Annotated in this window: 16 protein-coding genes; 11 read left to right on the top strand and 5 right to left on the bottom strand. The window is 71.2% G+C overall.

The annotated features are described in order from the left end of the window. Positions 1 to 82 precede the first annotated feature (82 nt). Positions 83 to 2,230, top strand: a complete 2,148-nt coding sequence (locus ACIBQX_RS49645; protein WP_397017656.1) for a SpoIIE family protein phosphatase — start codon at positions 83 to 85, stop codon at positions 2,228 to 2,230. 24 nt (positions 2,231 to 2,254) lie between these two features. Here ACIBQX_RS49645 and ACIBQX_RS49640 read toward each other — a convergent pair whose 3' ends face one another. Continuing rightward, positions 2,255 to 2,860, bottom strand: coding sequence for a MarR family winged helix-turn-helix transcriptional regulator (locus ACIBQX_RS49640; RefSeq protein ID WP_397017654.1), 606 nt, complete (start codon positions 2,858 to 2,860; stop codon positions 2,255 to 2,257). 106 nt (positions 2,861 to 2,966) lie between these two features. Here ACIBQX_RS49640 and ACIBQX_RS49635 point away from each other — a divergent pair, with 106 nt between their 5' ends. From ACIBQX_RS49635 to ACIBQX_RS49625, 3 genes are read left to right on the top strand one after another with little or no spacing between them, the layout of a single operon-like run. Further along, positions 2,967 to 4,409 carry an LLM class flavin-dependent oxidoreductase gene (locus tag ACIBQX_RS49635; RefSeq protein ID WP_397017652.1) on the top strand — a complete coding sequence of 481 codons (1,443 nt, stop codon included), beginning with the start codon at positions 2,967 to 2,969 and terminating at the stop codon, positions 4,407 to 4,409. A 26-nt stretch (positions 4,410 to 4,435) separates the two neighbouring features. Continuing rightward, entirely contained in the window at positions 4,436 to 5,314 is an 879-nt protein-coding gene (locus ACIBQX_RS49630; RefSeq protein ID WP_397017650.1) for an FAD-binding oxidoreductase, read from the top strand. After that, complete coding sequence (locus ACIBQX_RS49625; protein ID WP_397017648.1) at positions 5,298 to 6,428, top strand: mandelate racemase/muconate lactonizing enzyme family protein; 1,131 nt, start codon at positions 5,298 to 5,300, stop codon at positions 6,426 to 6,428. Before ACIBQX_RS49630 ends, ACIBQX_RS49625 begins: the two co-directional genes overlap by 17 nt. Before the next feature lie 7 nt (positions 6,429 to 6,435). On the opposite strand, the gene ACIBQX_RS49620 is transcribed toward ACIBQX_RS49625, so the two are convergent. The 4 genes from ACIBQX_RS49620 to ACIBQX_RS49605 form a co-directional block, all read right to left on the bottom strand. Continuing rightward, positions 6,436 to 7,632 carry a cytochrome P450 gene (locus tag ACIBQX_RS49620; protein WP_397017646.1) on the bottom strand — a complete coding sequence of 399 codons (1,197 nt, stop codon included), beginning with the start codon at positions 7,630 to 7,632 and terminating at the stop codon, positions 6,436 to 6,438. Between the two features lie 84 nt (positions 7,633 to 7,716). Continuing rightward, a complete protein-coding gene (locus tag ACIBQX_RS49615) occupies positions 7,717 to 8,565 on the bottom strand; it encodes a hypothetical protein (protein WP_397017644.1) in 849 nt (282 codons plus the stop codon). A 92-nt stretch (positions 8,566 to 8,657) separates the two neighbouring features. Continuing rightward, positions 8,658 to 9,563: a diacylglycerol/lipid kinase family protein gene (locus ACIBQX_RS49610; RefSeq protein WP_397017642.1), complete on the bottom strand. Its 906-nt coding sequence runs from the start codon at positions 9,561 to 9,563 to the stop codon at positions 8,658 to 8,660. A 46-nt stretch (positions 9,564 to 9,609) separates the two neighbouring features. Continuing rightward, positions 9,610 to 9,858: a hypothetical protein gene (locus ACIBQX_RS49605; protein WP_397017640.1), complete on the bottom strand. Its 249-nt coding sequence runs from the start codon at positions 9,856 to 9,858 to the stop codon at positions 9,610 to 9,612. A 180-nt stretch (positions 9,859 to 10,038) separates the two neighbouring features. Here ACIBQX_RS49605 and ACIBQX_RS49600 point away from each other — a divergent pair, with 180 nt between their 5' ends. From ACIBQX_RS49600 to ACIBQX_RS49570, 7 genes are all read left to right on the top strand, one after another. Continuing rightward, entirely contained in the window at positions 10,039 to 10,377 is a 339-nt protein-coding gene (locus tag ACIBQX_RS49600; RefSeq protein ID WP_397017638.1) for an STAS domain-containing protein, read from the top strand. A gap of 90 nt (positions 10,378 to 10,467) precedes the next feature. Further along, complete coding sequence (locus ACIBQX_RS49595; protein WP_397017636.1) at positions 10,468 to 11,331, top strand: LLM class F420-dependent oxidoreductase; 864 nt, start codon at positions 10,468 to 10,470, stop codon at positions 11,329 to 11,331. A gap of 129 nt (positions 11,332 to 11,460) precedes the next feature. Next, entirely contained in the window at positions 11,461 to 11,838 is a 378-nt protein-coding gene (locus ACIBQX_RS49590) for a hypothetical protein (RefSeq protein WP_397017634.1), read from the top strand. 160 nt (positions 11,839 to 11,998) lie between these two features. After that, complete coding sequence (locus ACIBQX_RS49585; protein WP_397017632.1) at positions 11,999 to 13,078, top strand: hypothetical protein; 1,080 nt, start codon at positions 11,999 to 12,001, stop codon at positions 13,076 to 13,078. Between the two features lie 19 nt (positions 13,079 to 13,097). Further along, positions 13,098 to 14,267: a toxic anion resistance protein gene (locus tag ACIBQX_RS49580; protein WP_397017630.1), complete on the top strand. Its 1,170-nt coding sequence runs from the start codon at positions 13,098 to 13,100 to the stop codon at positions 14,265 to 14,267. Continuing rightward, on the top strand, positions 14,264 to 15,808 hold the full coding sequence (locus ACIBQX_RS49575) for a substrate-binding domain-containing protein (protein WP_397017628.1): 1,545 nt from the start codon (positions 14,264 to 14,266) through the stop codon (positions 15,806 to 15,808). Before ACIBQX_RS49580 ends, ACIBQX_RS49575 begins: the two co-directional genes overlap by 4 nt. Then, positions 15,795 to 16,412, top strand: a complete 618-nt coding sequence (locus ACIBQX_RS49570) for a hypothetical protein (RefSeq protein ID WP_397017626.1) — start codon at positions 15,795 to 15,797, stop codon at positions 16,410 to 16,412. Before ACIBQX_RS49575 ends, ACIBQX_RS49570 begins: the two co-directional genes overlap by 14 nt. Positions 16,413 to 16,568: the final 156 nt, after the last annotated feature.

The raw sequence follows: 16,568 nt of genomic DNA, 5'->3' as shown, positions 1-16,568 counted from the left end.
TAATATCTATGCGTATTCTTCCCTTATGGGTATTTTTGGGCATTCACCCGGATCCCGTGCCAGAAGCGAGGAGACCTAGGGCGTGCGGCGCGACACCGTCGCCGCCACCACCCCAGGACGCGACGTCGCCGATGACCTGCACACCCTGCTGATCGAGGCCATCAACGACTCCGGGGCGCACATCGGCTCCCTCTACCTGCTCGACGAGGAGGGGAGGGTGCTGTTGATGGACGCCTCCCTGGGCTTTCCGACCATGATCGCCCGAGCGTGGGCCAGGATCAGGCTGAACGGCCCGGTCCCGGCGGCCGTCGCGGTGCGTGAGCGGCGCCTGGTGTGGCTGGCCAACCAGGAAGAGCTGGCACGCACGTTCCCCGGCGCCGCGCTGGCGCTGCCGTACCACTTCTCCGTCGCGGCGGCCCCGATCCACAGCGGCCCCACCGACTGGGGAGCGCTGCTGCTGCTGTGGCCTTCCGAGAAGACCTCCGAGCTCACGCAGCACAAGCTCGACATCATTCAGCGAACCTGTCGCCAGATGAGCCTGGTCCTGGGGGAGGCGGCCAGGGAAGGGAAGCCGATGACACCCCGCCACCGACCGCGCATACTGTCGCCCTATCGCGGCGCGCAGGAGGACCTCGACGCGGGCATGGCCGCGCTCGACTGCCTCAACGGCCTGCCCGAGGGCTACTTCGCGATGGACATCGACGGCCGCATCACCTTCCTCACCCCGCCGGCGGCCGACCTTCTCGACGGCGAGGCCTCCGAGTTGCTGGGCAAGCGCCCCTGGGAATGGCTGCCCTGGCTGAACAAGCCGGTCTGCGAGGACCGCTACCGCGCCGCGGTCATCAGCCACGAGACCACCTCGTTCATGGCGGAACGCCCCGACGGGCAGTGGCTGGCCTTCCAGCTCTATCCCGCCCCCTTCGGGGTCAGCGTCCGCGTCACCCCCAGCACCATGGCCAGGGATCCGGACCACCTGATGCCGGACGTGCCCATGAGCGCGGGCCGGCCCGCGACCGGGCCCGCGCTGTACGACATGCTGCATCTCACCACCGCCCTCAGCCAGGCGGCCACCGTCCAGGACGTGGTCGACCTGGTCGCCGACCATGTGATGCCCGTCTTCAACGTCCAGGCGATGGCGGTCCTCCGGGCCGAGGGCGGGCGCATGCGGATCATCGGCTCACGCAACTACGCCCAGGAGACCATCGACGACTTCGACGGCCGGCCGGTGACCTCACCGACGCCCAGCGCGCACGCCCTCCAATCCGGCGTGCCGATGTTCTTCGCCACCTGGCACGAGCTCGAACAGGTCTACCCCGAGACCATCCGCTACGACAACATGTCCGCCTGGGCGTTCATGCCGCTGATCGCCTCCGGCCGGCCCGTGGGCGCGTGGGTGCTCGCCTTCGACCACCCTCACCACTTCACCCTCGACGAGCGCGCCCACCTCACCGGACTGGCGGGGCTGCTCGCCCAGGCGCTCGAACGCGCCCGTCTGTACGACGCCAAGCACCAGCTCGCGCAGTGCCTGCAGAGCAGTCTGCTCCCTCGCCGGCTGCCCGAGCTGCCCGGCCTGGACGTGGCCGCCCGCTATCTGCCCGCCACGCACGGCATGGACATCGGCGGCGACTTCTACGACCTCATCGACCTGGGCGACTCCATGGCCGCGGCCGTCATCGGCGACGTCCAGGGGCACGACACGACGGCCGCCGCCCTCATGGGGCAGGTGCGTTCGGCCATCCACGCCTACGCCAGGGCGGGCGCGACGCCCGGTGACGTCCTCCGGCACACCAACCGGCTGCTCATCGACCTGTCCCCGAACCGGTTCACCAGCTGCCTGTACGTCAGCCTGGACCTGCGCCGGGGTGTCGCCTGCATGGCCAGCGCCGGCCACCTCCCGCCCCTGCTGCACCCGCCCGGCGCGCCCGCCCGCATCGTCGAGTCGCCCTCGGGCCTGCTGCTCGGCATCGACCCCGACGCCGAGTACCTCACCACGGAGCACACCCTGGCTCCCGGCAGCGTCCTGGCCCTCTACACGGACGGGCTCATCGAGACCCCGGGCATCGATCTCGGCGACGCCATCGTCGAGCTCGCCGCCGAGCTCGGCCGGCACGCGGACCAGCCGATGCAGTCGATGGCCGAGGCCCTCATCGCCCCCTCGGCGGCCGTCCACCACCGCACGGACGACATCGCCATGCTCCTACTGCGCACGTCGCTCCTGCCGGAGGACTGACCCCTGCTTCCGGACGACTGACCCCTACGTCACCTTCTCGCCGTAGACCTCCGCATGAACGGCCCGGCAGGCCGGGTCCTCCTCCGCCGCGCGTTCGAGGCGCTCGGTCAGGAGGTCGGCGGCCTCGGCCAGCAGGGCCAGGCGCTCCGGCCCCAGGGTCTCCAGGACGAGGCGGCGTACGGACTCCTCCCGGACCGCCCGCGCGCGGGCGGCGGCCTCGCGGCCCTCGGCGGTGAGTGAGAGGTCCCAGCCGCGCGCGTCCTCGCTGCAGGCCACACGTTCGAGCAGCCCGCGCGCGCTCATCCTGGCCACCTGGTGGGACAGGCGGCTCTTCTCCCACTGCAGCGCATAGCGCAGCTCCAGCGCGCGCATGCGGGTGCCGGGCGCGTCCAGGAGCGCGTCCAGGATCTGGTGGTCGGCCTCGGACAGGCCGGTGGCGCGGGTGAGCTCGCGGGCGAGGTGGGCGGCGAGCTGCCCGTGGACAGTGGTGTGGCGCCGCCACGCGTCCAGCTCTGCGTGGCGTCCTCCCACGTCCAGCTCTGCGTGGCGTCCTCCCGCGGCCAACTCTGCGTGGCGTCCTCCCGCGTCCAGCTCTGTGTGGCGGGGGCTCGCCGGTCGCTGCTCGGTCATCTTCGCAGCGTACGTCACGAAAGGTTGATACGTCACCCAAGAGGTTGACATGTCATCCAATCTGGATATGGTTGACACATCTACCAGTTGTCTGGGAGGCCCCCACATGCCTGACTATGGCCACGATCTACGCTTCGGGTCGTTCATCACCCCGCAGAGCGAACGGCCCCAGCTGGCCGTCGAGCTCGCCGTCCTGAGCGAGCAGGCCGGCCTGGATCTCGTCACCTTCCAGGACCATCCGTACCAGCCCGGCTTCCTGGACACCTGGACGCTGCTGAGCTGGGTCGCGGCCCGGACCGAGCGCGTCCACCTGTCCGGCAATGTGATCAACCTGCCGCTGCGTCCTCCCGCCGTGCTGGCCCGGTCGGTGGCCAGTCTCGACCTGCTGTCGGGCGGGCGGATCGAGCTCGGCCTGGGAGCGGGCGCGTTCTGGGACGCGGTCGAGGCGATGGGCGGTCGCCGGCTCACCCCCGGCCAGGCGGTGGAGGCGCTGAGCGAGGCCATGGACGTGATCCGCGGGGTGTGGGACGCCGATGAGCGCGGCGTGCTGAAGGTCGACGGGACCTACTACTCCGTCCACGGCGCCAAGCGCGGGCCCTCCCCCGCGCACGACGTGCCCATCTGGCTCGGCGCCTACAAGCCGCGCATGCTGCGCCTGATCGGCACGAAGGCCGACGGCTGGCTGCCCAGCCTCGGCTATGCCCAGCCGGAGGACATCGGCGCGGGTAACAAGATCATCGATGAGGCGGCCGTGGCGGCGGGGCGCGATCCGCGCGACATCCGCCGGCTGCTCAACGTCATCGGCGGCGCGCTCCAGGGTCCGGTCGCCACCTGGGCGGAGCAGTTGCTGCCGCTCGCGCTGGAGGACGGCGTCTCCACGTTCATCATCGGCTCGGACGGCCCGCGGGTCATCCAGGCCTTCGCCCAGGAGGTCGCCCCGGCGCTGCGCGAGCTCGTCGCCGCCGAACGCGGCACCACCAGCGACACGACCGGCACCCCGACCGGCACGCCGACCGGCACCCCGGCCGGCGCCGGGACCGGCACTGGGACCGGCACTGCGCGCTCGTCCCGCGCGCTCGCGTTGCGCAGTCCCGGCATCGACTACGACGCGCTGCCCGCGTCGCTGGCCGCCGTCGCGGTCGAGCCCGGCGACCGGGCGTACGACAGCGTGGCCTCGTCGTACATCTGGGCCGGCTCCCCCGGTCTGGTGCTGCGCGTCACCACGCCGGAGCAGGTGGCCGAGGCCGTGACGTTCGCCCGCGCGCAGGACGTGTCGCTGGCGGTGCGCAGCGGCGGGCACGGCATCAGCGGGCGCTCCACCAACGACGGCGGGATCGTCATCGACGTCGGCGCGATCAACGGCGTCGAGGTGATCGACCGCGAGCGGCGGCTGGTCCGCGTCGGCGCGGGCGCCCGCTGGGGCGACGTCGCCCAGGCGCTCGCACCGCACGGGCTGGCGATCAGCTCCGGCGACTACGGGGACGTGGGCGTCGGCGGCCTGGCGACGGCGGGCGGGCAGGGGGCTTCCTGGCCCGCTCCTACGGGCTGACCCTCGACCACGTACGGGCCGCCGAGGTGGTCCTGGCCGACGGCCGGATCGTGCACGCCGACGCCGGCGAGCATCCGGACCTGTTCTGGGCGCTGCGCGGCGCGGGCGGCAACATGGGCGTCGTCACCTCCTTCGACATCGAGGCCGCGGAGGTGGGCGACGTCGTGTTCGCCGCCTTCGTGCACGACGCCGCCGACACCGCCGGGTTCCTGGAGAAGTGGGGACGCCTGGTCGAGGAGAGCCCGAGGAAGCTGACGGCCTTCCTGACGGTGTTCCCGGGCCAGGCGGACGCCGCCGTCCTGGCGCAGACGCTCGTCACCTGGGCGGGCGACGACACCGACGCCGCCGTGTCGGCGTTGGAGCCGTTCCTGGAGCTGGGCCCGGTGCTGCAGCAGCAGGCCCAGCTCACCCCCTACGCGGCGCTCGTCGAGCCGCACCGCAACCAGCATCACGGCCAGTCACGGATGTACACCCACTCCGCGCTGGTCGAGCACCTCGACAGCGCCACCACGACACTGGTGGCCGACATGTTCGCCAGGGGCGAGATCAGCATGTTCCAGGTGCGCTCGGTCGGTGGCGCGGTCAACGACACCGCCCCGGACGCCACCCCCTACGCCCACCGCACCCAGAACTTCTCCCTGAACGTGCTGCTGCGCCCCTCCCGTCGGGCCGACGCCCAGCGGTCGTGGGAGCGGCTCGACGTGGCCGCCATCTACCTCAGCTTCGAGTCCTATCCCGACGACACGCTGCTGACCAAGGCGTTCCCGCCGCGCACACTGGACCGGCTGCGGCGGATCAAGGGCGTCTACGACCCGCACAACGTCTTCCGGCACAACTTCCCGATCGCCCCAGTTGTAGGACAACAAGCGATTTCGGATGATGGCACCCATGACCAAGCCTCTTGACCGTATTGCCGGAATCCGCCTGTCGTCCGTACGCCTGCCGCTGAGCACCCCCGTCAGCGACGCGAAGGTGCTCACCGGGCGGCAGCGGCCGATGACCGAGATCGCGTTCCTGTTCGCCGAGATCGGCACCGAGGGCGGCCTGGAGGGCATCGGCTTCGCCTACTCCAAGCGGGCCGGCGGTCCCGGTCAGTACGCGCACGCCTGTGAGATCGCCCGTGAGCTGATCGGCGAGGACGTCAACGACATCCCCCGGTTGTGGGAGAAGCTGGTCTGGGCGGGCGCGTCCGTCGGCCGCAGCGGGCTGGCCGTCCAGGCGATCGCCGCCTTCGACACGGCGCTGTGGGACCTGAAGGCCAAGCGGGCTGGGCTGCCGCTGGCCAAGCTGCTGGGCGCGCACCGCGACTCGGTGCGCTGTTACAACACCTCGGGCGGGTTCCTGCACGCGCCGATCGGTGAGGTGCTGGAGAACGCCTCGGCCGCGCTGGAGCGGGGCATCGGCGGCGTCAAGATCAAGGTCGGCCAGCCGGACACCCGGGCGGACCTGGCCCGCGTCCGCGCGGTGCGCGAGCACCTGGGCGACGGGGTGCCGCTGATGGTGGACGCCAACCAGCAGTGGGACCGGCCCACCGCGGCGCGGATGGGCCGGGCTCTGGAGGAGTACGGGCTGACCTGGATCGAGGAGCCGCTGGACGCCTACGACAGCGCCGGGCACGCCGAGCTCGCCGCCGCCCTGGACACGCCGGTGGCCACCGGCGAGATGCTGACCAGCGTGGCCGAGCACGCCGAGCTGATCCGGGCGGGCGGCGCGGACATCATCCAGCCCGACGCGCCCCGGATCGGCGGCATCACGCCGTTCCTGCGGCTGGCGGCGCTGGCCGAGCACCACCGGTTGCAGCTCGCCCCGCACTTCGCCATGGAGATCCACCTGCACCTGGCGGCGGCGTACGGGCTGGAGCCCTGGGTGGAGCACTTCGAGTGGCTGGAGCCGCTGTTCCAGGAGCGGCTGGAGATCCGCGACGGCCGGATGCTGGTGCCGGACCGGCCCGGTCTCGGCTTCACGCTGAGCGAGCAGGCCGCTCAGTGGACCGTCGAGCGGCGCGAGCTGACCGGCTGACCTCGCCTCACCAGGCGACCTCCAGCGACGCCAGGCCGTACACGATGCTGAACGAGCGGAACTCGGGCTCGGCGCCGGTCGTGCGCAGGCCGGGGAAGCGGTCGAGCAGCGCGGGGAAGGCGATGCGCATCTCCATGCGGGCCAGCGGCGCGCCCAGGCAGTGGTGCACGCCGTGCCCGAAGGCCACGTGACCGGGCTCGCCCCGGGTGATGTCGAGCCTCTCCGGGTCGGCCAGCAGCGCCGGGTCCCGGTTGGCGGCGGGCAGCGCGCAGGCCACCAGATCTCCGGCCGCCAGCTTCTGGCCGCCGAGCTCCACCTCGGTGGTGGTCACCTTGAAGGTGCCGGAGTGGACGATGCTGAGCCAGCGCAGGAGCTCCTCCAGCGCGGCGTCGATCCGCTCGGGCTCCTTCCTGAGCAGCTCCAGCTGCTCGGGGTGGCGCAGCAGGGCCAGCGTGCCCAGCGAGAGCATGTTGGAGGTCGTCTCGTGCCCGGCGAGCAGCAGCAGGGAGCCGATACCGACGAGCTCGTCGGCCGACACGTCGTCGCGGTGCTCGCGGACCAGCATGCCGAGCAGGTCGTCGCCGGGCTCGACCAGCTGGCGGGCGACCAGCTCACCCATGTAGGCGCGCGACTCCAGCTGCGTCCGCACGCGCTCCTCGATCGGCACCGACATGTCGATCATGCGGGAGGTGCGGTGCTGGAAGCCGGCCCGATCCTCGTACGGCACGCCCAGCAGCTCGCAGATGACCAGCGACGGGATCGGCAGCGCGAAGGAGCTGACCAGGTCCGCGGGCGAGCCGGCGGACTGCATCGCGTCCAGGTGATCGGTCACGATGTCCCTGATCCGGGGCTCCAGCCGGCGCATCCGGCGGATCGTGAACTCGGGCGTCAGCAGCCGGCGCAGCCGGGTGTGCTCGGGCGGGTCGGTGGAGAGCAGGTTGCCCGCCCGCATGGCGGCGACCTCCTTCTCGGTCATCTTCGGCGCCCCGGGCAGCGCCATCATGTCCCGCCTGGCGATCTTGAACCGCTCGGCGTCGCCCAGCACCTCGCGCACGTCGGCGTGGCGGGTGACCAGCCAGGCGTCGACCCCGAACGGCGTGCTGATGCGGCGGACGCGCTCCTCGTCCCGCACGGCCGCCAGCTCGGGTACGGGGTCGAATCCGTCCCTGCGCATGTAGATCGGGTACATCGATGACTCGCTCACGTGACCCCCTGGATGGCTTCGTCGTCCACCTCCACTCTGATCCATGGACCGGCGGCCCGCCAGGGGCGGTGATCTTTTCGGCCCTCAGCCGGCGCTGTAACGGGCGTGCCTGGCGGCGGCGGTCAGCGCCGCCGCCCTGGCGGCCTCGGTGGGCGTGAAGGGCAGTCCGGGCCGCCTGATCAACAGGGCGCGGTCCGGGTTCACGGAGATCACCATGGTGGTGTTGAGCTCGGCGCCCTCGTCCACGGTGTCACCGGGACGCCGCCATTCGATCTCGGAGACGCGCAGCAGCTCGGCCAGGGCCTCGGGGAGCCGGTCAGGGTCCGCGCCGACCCGCTGCGCCAGCACCAGCGCCTGCACCGCAGGGTCGGTCAGGTCCTTGACCTGCGCGGGCACGATGATGACGTCATACCCACCCGCCTCGGACAGGGCGGCGCTCAGTACGCCGGGCGCCAGGTCTCGGGGGGCCTCGACGACGAACTCGTCCAGGGCGTCGCAACCGGCCGGGGTGATGGCGCTGCTCCCGGTCGGCGCGATGTGCAGCGCCAGGATGTCGCAGCGCAGCCGGCCGAACGCGGCGGCCACCGCGGCCAGGCGGCCGGGACGCTCCACCACCCGCATCCGGACGCGCCACAGGGCCATCGGAGACCCGGCGTCGTCCGCGACCGGAAGGGCCGGCCCCTGCCGGGACTTCCTCCCGGGCAGGCCGAGCCGCTTGTGGATCGCGGTGCCGGTGATCAGGGCCACCCCGAGCCCGACCAGCACCAGCGGGCCCGGCTGCTGGTGCCCGAGAAGGGTGGCCAGGAGATGCGCCACGCCCACGGCGAAGAACAGCGCGGCCAGCTCCAGGATCTCCCTGCGCCAGGACCGCGCGTGATGCTGGAGGTGCCGCCCGCCGATACGTTCGTGAACCGTCCTGTGTGCATCGCTCATGCGACCACCTTGGCTACGGAGTGTTACCGGAAGGCGGCGGATGTGATTGCGGCGGCATTAAACGGTCCGCACCATCCGGCCACCCGTGACGGTCAGCCGGTCGGCACGATGACGCGCCAGGCCGCCGGGTGCAGGGTCCAGGTGCGGCGGGGCGCGGGCGGGGAGAGCTCGCCGTCGGCGTTGGCCGGGACCGGCTCGCCCTCGACGGTGATCGTGCTGCCCCGGACGGTGAGGACATCGGCGCGTTCGGGGTGTTCGCCACGCCGCAGCAACATCCCGAAGCTCAGCCGCGCCAGCGGGGACACCGCGTAGGAGACGAAGACGTCGGCCAGGCCGTCGTCCGGGCGGGCGTGCGGGGCCAGCGGGGTCCCGCCGCCGATGGAGACTCCGTTGCCGACGCCCACCATGAGCACGCGCCTGCGGCCGTCGCTGATGACCTCGTTGTCCACCCGCACGCGCAGCCGCCAGCCCTTGGTACGCGCCCCGGCGAGCATGGCGCCCACCGCGTACGCGGCCCGGCGCAGCACGGGCTTGAGCGCTGCGGCCTGCTCCGAGGCTCGGGCGCCGACGCCGACGTGCACGGCGTTGACGACGATCCCGCCCTCGCCGTCCACGAGGAGGTCCAGCGCCCGCTCCCGGCCACGGGCGACGACCTGAGCCGCCTCGCGGGGATCGAGCGGGATGCCGAGAGCGCGCGCCAGGTCGTTGCCGGTGCCCAGCGGCACCAGCCCGATCGGACGGGTGGCGAGCTCCTCCCTGGCCAGCAGCGCCGCCGCCACGGCGTGCACCGTGCCGTCACCGCCGAGGACCACCGGGATTCGATCGGGGTGCTCGCCGAGGATCCGGCCGAGGTCGCCGGGCTCCCCCACGTCACGGGACAGCACGTCGGCTTCGTCGGCCAGGGTGGCCAGGACCGTCTCGCGGGTCTGCCCGTCGGCGCCGCCCGCCGACGGGTTGCCGATCACCAGAAGCCTGCGCGCCGCGCCGGGAGGAGTCATGGCCGCTAGGTGCCCTGGATGTCGCCGCGCTAACGGACCGGCGGGCTCACTCCGTGAAGCCGACACGTTCGAGTATCGGCCTGGGGTCGGGGTACACGCACACCCGCGCGCCGCCGGACGCCTCCTCAACGATCTTCTGGAAGCCGAGGGTGTCGAACAGCGGCAGGACCGGCCGGATCATGTGCATGACGCAGCCCGGCCAGTCGTCGTCCACGAGGTCGGCGACCGCAGGTCCGGCCGGCAGCAGCACGCCGGTGGCGGCGAGGGCGAATGCGGCGATGGCACGTTTGTACATGGCGTTCTCCTGCTGGAGTCGATCATCTCGGGCAGGTTGATCGATACCCCGAGTGACGTATCGATTACGCCAAGCTTTTGATAATGGTTACTGAGGTAGAGTAGAGGGACCGAGGATCTCTTGTGCGCCGGCATTCGGCCGGCGTCGCCCCCGGCGATAGACGCTCTGGCTCCGGTTTCCGTGAGCCTCGACAGGCCGGCGATCACGATACTGTCTCTCATTCCCGCCCCGACGTCCCGCCAGCTCCCGACCACGGTTCACCTGGCGGGCGAGATCGACATCTTCTCCAGCCACGCCCTGCGCCGACGCCTTCTGCGCACACTGAAGCACAGCACGGACCAGCTGGTGCTGGACCTGTCCAGCCTGTCGTTCTGTGACACCGCCGGGCTCGGTGTGCTGGTCGGCATCCAGAGCCGGGCCAGGTCGCAGGGCATCACCGTCACCCTCGCCGCGCCGCGTCCGTACATGTCGCGACTGCTGCGCGTGACCGGGCTGGACCGCAGCTTCACGATGGCGTGACAGACCATGAGATAATGGGGTGCGTACCTCGCCCTCTCGGCCCTCCGGCCGAGAGGGTTTTTTCATGCCCGGATTCCTGAGGAGCGCTCGATGAGACTCGGTCTGACCTGCCCAAGCTTCACCTGGCCCGGAGGCGACGCCGCCATCGCCGGCCGGTTCGCGGACGTCGCCCGCGGCGCCGACGAGGCGGGGCTGCACAGCCTGTGGGTGATGGACCACTTCTTCCAGATCCCCAACTTCGGCGCCGCCGAGGAGCCGATGCTGGAGGCGTACGGCGCGCTGTCCTACGCCGCCGCCCTGACCAGCCGGGTGCGGCTGGGCGCCCTGGTGACCGGGGCCGTCCACCGTCCGCCCGGCCTGCTGGTGAAGCAGGTGAGCACGCTGGACGCGCTCTCCGGCGGCCGCGCGGTGCTCGGTCTCGGCGCCGCCTGGCACGAGGAGGAGGCCCGTGGCCTGGGGTTGCCGTTCCCGCCGCTGCCCGAGCGGTTCGAGCGGCTGGAGGAGACGCTGCGGATCGCCGTGCGGATGTTCGGCGAGCAGGACGGGCCGTACGAAGGCCGGCACTACAGGTTGTCGCGCACGCTCAACTCGCCGCAGGCCCGCCCGCCGATCCTGATCGGCGGCAGCGGGGAGACCAAGACGCTCCGGCTGGTCGCCCAGTACGCCGACGCCTGCAACCTGCTGCACGGCGCCGACGTCACACGCAAGCTGGGGGTGCTGCGGGCCCACTGCGAACGGCTCGGCAGGCCGTACGAGGAGATCGAGAAGACGCTGCACCTGCGCATCCCCGACGGGCAGAGCGTCGGCGAGAGCGTCCAGATCTGCGGCGAGCTCGCCGCGGAGGGCATCGACCACGTCATCGCCGCCGTCCCGGACGCCTCCTCCGGCGCCGCGCTCGCGCACCTGGCCGCCCTCGCCGAGCAGATCTCCGGCATCACCCCGGCGGGGCGGTGAGCCCTGGGGCGACCAGGGCTCTCGACGTCACCGCCCCCGACGTCGTGCAATCAGCGAGCAAGCCGCGTGCAATGACCGATCGCTACAACTGCCTTCTGAGATCCGTCGAGCCGGAGAGCGGGAGCAACGGTGAGCGTGGGGCAGAGCATGCTGATGGCATTGCTGATCACCGGCGGCACGACGCTGATCCTGGCGTGCGTCGGGCTGCCGTTCCTGATCCGGTCGCGTAACGCGCGACGGCTGCTGGTCACCGGCCTGCCGGCGCAGGCGGTGATCGAGACGATGACCGACACCGGCATGACCGTCAACGGCCGGCCGGTCGTCGGCTTCGGCCTCACCGTGAGCATCGCCGACACCCCGCCCTACCACGTCTTCCACCGCCAGTCCCGGCCCCGCGTCCCGATGGGGACGGTGGCGCCCGGGGCCGTGGTGCCGGTCAAGGTCGACCCCGCACGCCACGACCGGGTCCGCATCGACTGGGCAGCCTGCCGCCCGGTCCGCCGGTGACCAGGCGCCAGGGGCGGGTGTCGGAGTTCACGGCCATCTCCTCTCTGGTGGATCGTGAACGGCGTATGAATTCTGCCGTACGGTCACCGTACTGACGCTCTTGACTGCCCTTTTACGTCCGATAATCCAAATCCTGGGATATTTGGCGAAATGGGGTGCAATGAAGCGGTGGATCGGCGTCGCTCTGGCAGCTGTTCTGGTCGGGGTGGTGGTGGTCGCCGTCCTCGCCGGGACCCGGGGGGCCGAGACCGTGCAGCCGACGGTGGTGCGGGGGGTCATCGGGTCGGAGAAGGAACCGTTCTTCGACGATCCGCGCGTGCGGGCCGCCTTCGCCGCGCACGGGCTGCGGGTGGAGGTGGACACGGCGGGGTCGCGGCAGATCGCCACCGGCGTGGACCTGAGCCGGTACGGGTTCGCCTTCCCCTCCAGCGTGCCGGCGGCGGAGAAGATCAAGCGCGACCGCAAGGCCACCACGACGTACTCGCCGTTCTACTCGCCGATGGCCGTGGCCACCTTCGAGCCGATCGCCGAACTGCTCACCAAGGCCGGCGTGCTGAACGATTCCGGCAAAGGGTATAAAACCCTCGATATAAAGAAATATCTGGAATTGGTGACTAAAGGCACTCGCTGGGATCAACTTCCCGGTAATTCGTCTTATCCCGCTCGAAAGCGGGTCCTGCTCACCACCACCGACATCCGTACCTCCAACTCCGCCGCGATGTACCTGTCCGCCATCGCGTACGTCGCCAACCGCGAGAACGTGATCGGCTCCGACGCGGAGATCGCCGAGATCGCGCCCACGCTCGCCCCGGCCGTGCTGGACCAGGGCTTCGCCGAATCCACCAGCGAGGCGTCGTTCGAGGACTATCTGGCGCTGGGCGCGGGCAAGACGCCGATGCTCGTCGTCTACGAGGCGCAGTACCTGTCCCGCGTCTTCGCCGGCGACGGCGCGATCCGGCCGGACATGCGGCTGGTCTACCCCTCGCCGACCGTGCACAGCAAGCACACGCTGGTCCCGCTCACCGACGCCGGCACCCGGGTCGGCGAGCTGCTCACCAAGGACCCCGAGCTGCTCGGACTCGCGGCACAGCACGGCTTCCGCACCACCGACCCGCGCGCGTTCGCCGACCTGGTCGCCAGGACCAAGGCGCCGGCGGCGGCCGACCTGGTCGACGTCATCGAACCACCCACCTACGAGCGGCTGGAGAAGCTGATCACCACGATCGGCTCCGAGCCCTGAGCAACAAGGAGTTCCCACCGTGTCAGATCCGGTGCTGCCGCCACCTGTGTCCGATCTGGTGCTGACGCCACCCGCGCCGGTCACGCCGGTGCCCGCCGAGAAGGCGGCCACCATGATGCCACTGTCCGACGAGCGCGCGGCCGAGCTGGCCGCCACGGCGCAGGGCTTCGCCGGTGAGCTGGGCGCGCTCGATCCGCGCTCGCCGGAGTTCGCGCGCAAGGTGCACGACATAGCCTCGATGGGCGACACCGAGATCAAGGCCGCCTCCCAGGTGGCCAACCGCATGCTCAAGCGACCGGTCGCCGCCCTGCACGCGGCCACGGGCGACGGCGCGGACGCGCAGGCCAAGGTGGCCGGCGACCTCGTGGCGCTGCGCCGTACCGTGGTGGACCTGGACCCGAAGCAGGCCGCGAGCGGGACCCGCAAGCTGCTGGGGCTCATCCCGTTCGGCGACCGGCTGCGCGACTACTTCGCCCGCTACCGGTCGGCGCAGCAGCACCTCGACGACATCATCCGCTCGCTCAGGTCCGGCCAGGACGAGCTGCTGCGCGACAACGCGGCCATCGAGGGCGAGAAGGCCGGGCTGTGGGAGACGATGACCCGCCTGCAGGAGTACGCGGTGATGGCGCAGGCGATCGACGCGGCCCTGGAGGAGCGGATCGCGCTGGCCGACGAGGAGCGGGCGACCGCGCTGCGCTCCGACGCGCTGTTCACGGTGCGGCAGAAGCACCAGGACATCCTCACCCAGCTCGCCGTGTCGGCCCAGGGCTATCTGGCGCTCGACCTCGTACGCAAGAACAACCTGGAGCTGAGCAAGGGCGTGGACCGGGCCACCACGACCACGGTGGCGGCGCTGCGCACGGCGGTGACGGTGGCGCAGGCGCTGGCCAACCAGAAGCTGGTACTCGACCAGATCACCGCCCTGAACGCCACCACCAGCGACCTGATCCTGGCCACCAGCGAGATGCTGCGCACCCAGGCCGGAACGATCCAGAACCAGGCGGCCACCACCACCGTCGACATGGACACGCTGCGCAAGGCGTTCGACAACGTCTACGCCACCATGGACATGATCGACACGTTCAAGGCCAAAGCCGTGGAGAGCATGGCGATCACCGTCGACAGCCTGACGGCCGAGCTCGACCATGCGAAGACCTATCTGGAGCGGGCCCAGGAGCCGCAGCGATGAGGCGGATGCTGGCGGTCCTCTCGCTGCTGCTGGTCGCCGCCTGCGGGGCGGAGGCCGAGCCGGTCGACGCCCCGGACCTGATCAGGGTGCTGGCGGGCAGCGAGATCAAGGACCTGGAGCCGCTGCTGCGGCGGGCCGAGACCGAGGCCGGGGTGAAGGTGAAGCTCACCTACACCGGCACGCTCGACGGCGCGGAGCAGGTGGCGAGCGGGCGGGCGGACGGCGGGCTGGACGCGATTTGGTTCTCCTCCAACCGTTACCTGTCGCTGATCGACGGCGCCCAGGCCAAGCTGTCCACCCAGACCAAGGTGATGATCTCCCCCGTGGTGCTCGGCCTCAAGCCGGCCAAGGCCGCCGAGCTCGGCTGGGACCAGGGGCCGGTGTCCTGGTCGGACATCGCGGCCGCCGCTCGGGCGGGCACGTTCACGTTCGGCATGACCAACCCCGCCTCCTCCAACTCCGGCTTCTCCGCGCTGGTCGGGGTGGCCGCGGCACTGTCCAAGGCGGACCGGGCGCTCAGCGCCGAGCAGGTCGGCGCGGTGACGCCGGCGCTCAAGGGCTTCTTCTCCGCGCAGCGGCTGACGGCGGGCTCGTCGGGCTGGCTGGCCGACGCCTACGCCCGCGACCCGGCCGTGGACGGCCTGATCAACTACGAGTCGGTGCTGCTGGGCCTGCGCGATCCGCTCACGCTCGTCCACCCGAGCGACGGCGTGGTCAGCGCCGACTACCCGCTCACCCTGCTCGCCTCCGCACCGGAGGAGAAGAAGGTCCTGTACGGCAAACTGGCGGCGTGGTTGCGCACCCCGGCCGTACAGCGGGAGATCATGACCACGACCCACCGGCGGCCGATCGTCCCCGAGGTGCGGCCGGACTCCCGTTTCGGCACGACCCAGCTCATCGAGCTGCCGTTCCCCAACCGGCGCGGCACGGCCGACGAGCTGATCAAGAGCTATCTGAACCAGTTGCGGGTGCCGCCCGGCACGACGTTCGTGCTGGACACCTCCGGCTCGATGCAGGGCGATCGGATCGACGCGCTGCGGCAGGCGCTCGTCGCGCTGACCGGCGCGGACACCTCCATGTCCGGCACGTTCAGCCGGTTCAGCAACAGGGAGTCCGTCACGATGCTCCCGTTCAACAGCACCCCGGGCGCCCCCGTCCCGTTCGCCGTCCCCGCCGGGAACCCCGAGGAGGTGCTCGCCCGGATCAGGCGGTTCGCCGAGAGCCTGGAGGCCAAGGGCGGCACGGCGATCTACGACAGCCTGATGGCGGCCTACGACCGGCCCCTCACGCCGGGCCGCTACAGCTCGATCGTGCTGATGAGCGACGGTGAGAACGCCAACGGCTCCGGCTACGACGACTTCGCGGCGCACTATCGCGCGTTGCCGGAGGAACGCCGCCGCGTCCCCACGTTCGTGGTGCTCTTCGGCGAGAGCGACGTCGAGGAGATGAGCGAGGTCGCCGCGCTGACCGGCGGCGCGGTGTTCGACGCGCGATCCACCTCGCTGAGCGAGGTGTTCAAGGAGATCCGTGGCTATCAGTGACCGGGTACTGCGCTACCTGGGCTCCACGAAGAACATCGCGGGCTCCGCGCTGGCCCTGCTCGGGCTGGGTGCGCACTTCCTCGGTCTGGCGGGAGCGTACTGGCCGGTGGTGGTGGCGGGGCTGTACGGCGTGGGCGCCCTCCTCGCCCCGCCGGAGCGGGTCCGGCTGACGATCTCGCACGCGGAGGTGGAGATCCGGCAGCTGCGGGCCGACCTGGACACGCTGCTGCGCCGGATCGACGGCCGCTTCCCCGCCGACGTGCACGCCGCGGTGCACGGGCTGGCAGAGGTGCTCGGCGGCGTGCTCGGCCGGGCCGAGCAGCTGACCTCCTCACCCGACGAGTTGCACGTCGTCTCGCAGACGATCCGCAGCTACCTGCCGGCCAGCCTGGAGTCGTACGCGAACCTGCCGCGCGGCTACGCGCTGACCCGGCGGGCGGACCGGGAACGCAGCGCCCACGAGGAGCTGCTCGCCCAGCTCGCTCTCCTGGACGCGCAGCTGCGCAAGGTGGCCGACGCCATCCACCGGGGCGACGAGCAGGCCCTGCGCGACCAGGGCCGCTTCCTCCAGGACAGATTCGGCGGCTCCGACCTGGATCTCTAGCAGCCACCCGGTTACCCGCGATCGCCGGCACGTACCCCATCCGGCGAAGTGCCACTGGAGTGATGCTCCTATTGATGTCAACCGTTGGGACCCTGATCGTTGCTGGTGATGATCCGGTAGAGCTCGCGGGCGATATAGCGCTTGAGACAGCGGATG

It is taken from the genome of Nonomuraea sp. NPDC049714 (assembly GCF_044465295.1).
Classification (GTDB): Bacteria; Actinomycetota; Actinomycetes; order Streptosporangiales; family Streptosporangiaceae; genus Nonomuraea.
This window is presented reverse-complemented; position numbering and strand designations above follow the sequence as displayed.

Bases quoted from the DNA above. Each gene is read 5' to 3' on its own strand.
- ACIBQX_RS49575 (WP_397017628.1), top strand. From the start codon at position 14,264: ATGAGGCGGATGCTGGCGGTCCTCTCGCTGCTGCTGGTCGCCGCCTGC.
- ACIBQX_RS49615 (WP_397017644.1), bottom strand. From the start codon at position 8,565: ATGAGCGATGCACACAGGACGGTTCACGAACGTATCGGCGGGCGGCAC.
- ACIBQX_RS49625 (WP_397017648.1), top strand. From the start codon at position 5,298: ATGACCAAGCCTCTTGACCGTATTGCCGGAATCCGCCTGTCGTCCGTA.
- ACIBQX_RS49595 (WP_397017636.1), top strand. From the start codon at position 10,468: ATGAGACTCGGTCTGACCTGCCCAAGCTTCACCTGGCCCGGAGGCGAC.
- ACIBQX_RS49585 (WP_397017632.1), top strand. From the start codon at position 11,999: ATGAAGCGGTGGATCGGCGTCGCTCTGGCAGCTGTTCTGGTCGGGGTG.
- ACIBQX_RS49605 (WP_397017640.1), bottom strand. From the start codon at position 9,858: ATGTACAAACGTGCCATCGCCGCATTCGCCCTCGCCGCCACCGGCGTG.
- ACIBQX_RS49635 (WP_397017652.1), top strand. From the start codon at position 2,967: ATGCCTGACTATGGCCACGATCTACGCTTCGGGTCGTTCATCACCCCG.
- ACIBQX_RS49640 (WP_397017654.1), bottom strand. From the start codon at position 2,860: ATGACCGAGCAGCGACCGGCGAGCCCCCGCCACACAGAGCTGGACGCG.
- ACIBQX_RS49610 (WP_397017642.1), bottom strand. From the start codon at position 9,563: ATGACTCCTCCCGGCGCGGCGCGCAGGCTTCTGGTGATCGGCAACCCG.